Source organism: Pantoea sp. Pa-EAmG (assembly GCF_030024295.1).
In the GTDB taxonomy this organism is placed as follows: Bacteria; Pseudomonadota; Gammaproteobacteria; order Enterobacterales; family Enterobacteriaceae; genus Pantoea; species Pantoea dispersa.
The window spans coordinates 1-2,875 of the sequence record NZ_JASEWO010000300.1 but is presented as its reverse complement, the minus strand read 5'-3'; the positions used below and the strand labels follow the sequence as shown (position 1 = coordinate 2,875).

General features: G+C 57.9%; 2 protein-coding genes. Both read left to right on the top strand.

What is annotated here, in order from left to right; translation table 11 throughout:
- On the top strand, nt 1-1,601 hold a 1,601-nt coding region (gene ilvD, locus QMM04_RS21930), incomplete at its 5' end, for a dihydroxy-acid dehydratase (protein ID WP_282997032.1).
- Between the two features lie 6 nt (nt 1,602-1,607).
- The coding region (gene ilvA, locus QMM04_RS21925; RefSeq protein WP_282997031.1) for a threonine ammonia-lyase, biosynthetic at nt 1,608-2,875 on the top strand (1,268 nt) is incomplete at its 3' end.

The following is a 2,875-nucleotide window of genomic DNA, read 5'->3' as shown; positions in this document are numbered from 1 at the left end:
CCATGGGTCATGGCGGCATGCTGTATTCACTGCCTTCGCGCGAGCTGATCGCCGATTCCGTGGAGTACATGGTGAACGCGCACTGCGCCGATGCCATGGTGTGTATCTCTAACTGCGACAAAATCACCCCCGGCATGCTGATGGCGTCACTGCGCCTCAACATCCCGGTGATCTTTGTGTCCGGCGGTCCGATGGAAGCCGGTAAGACCAAACTGTCTGACAAAATCATCAAGCTGGACCTGGTTGATGCGATGATTCAGGGTGCTAACCCGAACGTCAGCGATGAAGATAGCGATAAAATCGAACGCTCTGCGTGCCCAACCTGTGGTTCTTGTTCAGGGATGTTCACTGCGAACTCGATGAACTGTCTGGCCGAAGCGCTGGGTCTGGCACAGCCAGGCAACGGTTCACTGTTGGCGACCCACGCCGACCGTAAAGAGCTGTTCCTCAACGCCGGTAAGCGCATCGTTAGCCTGACCAAAAAGTATTACGAGCAGGATGATGAGCGCGTACTGCCGCGCAACATCGCCACCAAAGCCGCGTTTGAGAACGCGATGACGCTGGATATCGCCATGGGCGGTTCCACCAACACCGTTCTGCACCTGCTGGCAGCGGCGCAGGAAGGCGAAATCGAATTCAATATGTCGGATATCGATCGCCTGTCGCGCAAAGTGCCACACCTGTGCAAAGTGGCGCCGAGTACGCCGAAATATCACATGGAAGACGTACACCGCGCCGGTGGCGTTGTCGCCATTCTGGGCGAGCTGGATCGTGCAGGGCTGATCGACACCACTGCGCGCAACGTTTTGCAGCAGAGCATGCGCGAAACCCTGGATCAGTACGACATCATGCTGACCAAAGACGAAGCGGTGAAGAAGATGTTCCGCGCCGGTCCAGCCGGTATCCGTACCACTCAGGCCTTCTCACAGGATTGCCGTTGGGACACGCTGGATGATGACCGTGTAGAGGGTTGTATCCGTACCCGCGAACACGCGTTCTCTCAGGATGGTGGCTTGGCTGTGCTGTACGGCAACATCTCCGAAGATGGTTGTATCGTAAAAACCGCCAGCGTGGATGCAGAGCTGTTGACCTTCAAAGGCCCGGCAAAAGTCTACGAAAGCCAGGATGATGCGGTAGAGGCGATCCTCGGCGGTAAAGTGGTGGCCGGTGACTGTGTGGTGATCCGCTACGAAGGACCAAAAGGCGGTCCGGGCATGCAGGAAATGCTGTATCCAACCACCTACCTGAAATCGATGGGACTGGGCAAAGCCTGTGCGCTGATCACCGATGGCCGCTTCTCTGGTGGTTCTTCTGGTCTCTCTGTGGGACACATCTCGCCTGAAGCAGCGAGCGGCGGCACCATTGCGCTGATCCAGGATGGCGACATGATCGAGCTGGATATCCCGAACCGTCGTATCCATCTGGATCTGCCAGACAACGAAATCCATGCTCGTCGTGAAAAAGAGCTGGCGCGTGGCGAAGCAGCTTACACCCCGCACAATCGCGAACGTGCTGTTTCCTTCGCGTTACGCGCCTATGCATCCCTCGCGACCAGCGCTGACAAAGGCGCAGTACGCGATAAGTCCAAGCTGGGAGGCTAACAACTGATGGCTGAGTCTCAACCGCTACCCGCGTCGCCTAATGGCGCGGAGTATCTGCGCGCAGTGCTGCGTGCGCCTGTGTATGAAATTGCCCAGGTCACGCCGCTGCAAAAAATGGAAAAAATTTCATCGCGTCTCGGCAACACCATTTTGGTGAAGCGCGAGGATCGCCAGCCAGTACACAGCTTTAAGCTGCGTGGGGCGTACGCGATGATTGCCGGACTGACTGAAGAGCAAAAAGCACGCGGCGTGATCACGGCTTCGGCCGGCAACCACGCGCAGGGTGTGGCGCTTTCAGCCAGCACGCTGGGCATCAAATCACTGATTGTGATGCCGTTGGCCACGGCAGACATCAAGGTTGATGCAGTGCGCGCATTTGGCGGTGAGGCTTATCTGTTTGGTGCTAACTTCGACGAGGCAAAAGCCAAAGCGATTGAGCTGGCCGAGCAGCAGGGTTATACCTTTGTGCACCCGTTTGACCACCCGGCAGTGATTGCCGGGCAGGGCACGCTGGCGATGGAACTGTTGCAGCAGGATGCGCATATTGATCGCGTATTTGTGCCGGTCGGTGGTGGCGGTCTGGCGGCGGGCGTGGCGGTGCTGATCAAACAGCTGATGCCACAAATCAAAGTGATCGCGGTGGAGTCGGAAGATTCGGCCTGCCTGAAAGCGGCGCTGGATGCCGGCGAGCCAGTGGATCTGGCGCGTGTCGGGCTGTTTGCTGAAGGTGTAGCGGTGAAGCGCATTGGCAGCGAAACCTTCCGCCTGTGCAAAGAGTATCTCGATGACATCATCACCGTGGACAGCGATGCCATCTGCGCGGCGGTGAAAGACCTGTTCGAAGATGTGCGTGCGGTGGCGGAACCTTCGGGTGCGCTGGCGCTGGCGGGCATGAAGAAGTACATCCAGCAGCACGACATCAAAGGCGAGCGCCTCGCGCACGTCTTGTCGGGCGCTAACGTCAACTTCCACGGTCTGCGCTACGTGTCAGAACGCTGTGAAATTGGTGAACAGCGCGAAGCGTTGCTGGCGGTGACGATTCCAGAACAGCAGGGCAGTTTCCTGCGTTTCTGTCAGACGCTGGGTGGCCGTTCCATCACCGAGTTCAACTATCGCTATGCGGATGCCGATAACGCCTGCATCTTCGTCGGGGTGCGCTTAACGCGCGGTCTGGAAGAGCGCAGTGAGATCATCAGCCAGCTCAGCGAAGGTGGCTACCAGGTGGTGGATCTGTCAGATGATGAGATGGCGAAGCTGCACGTGCGCTACATGGT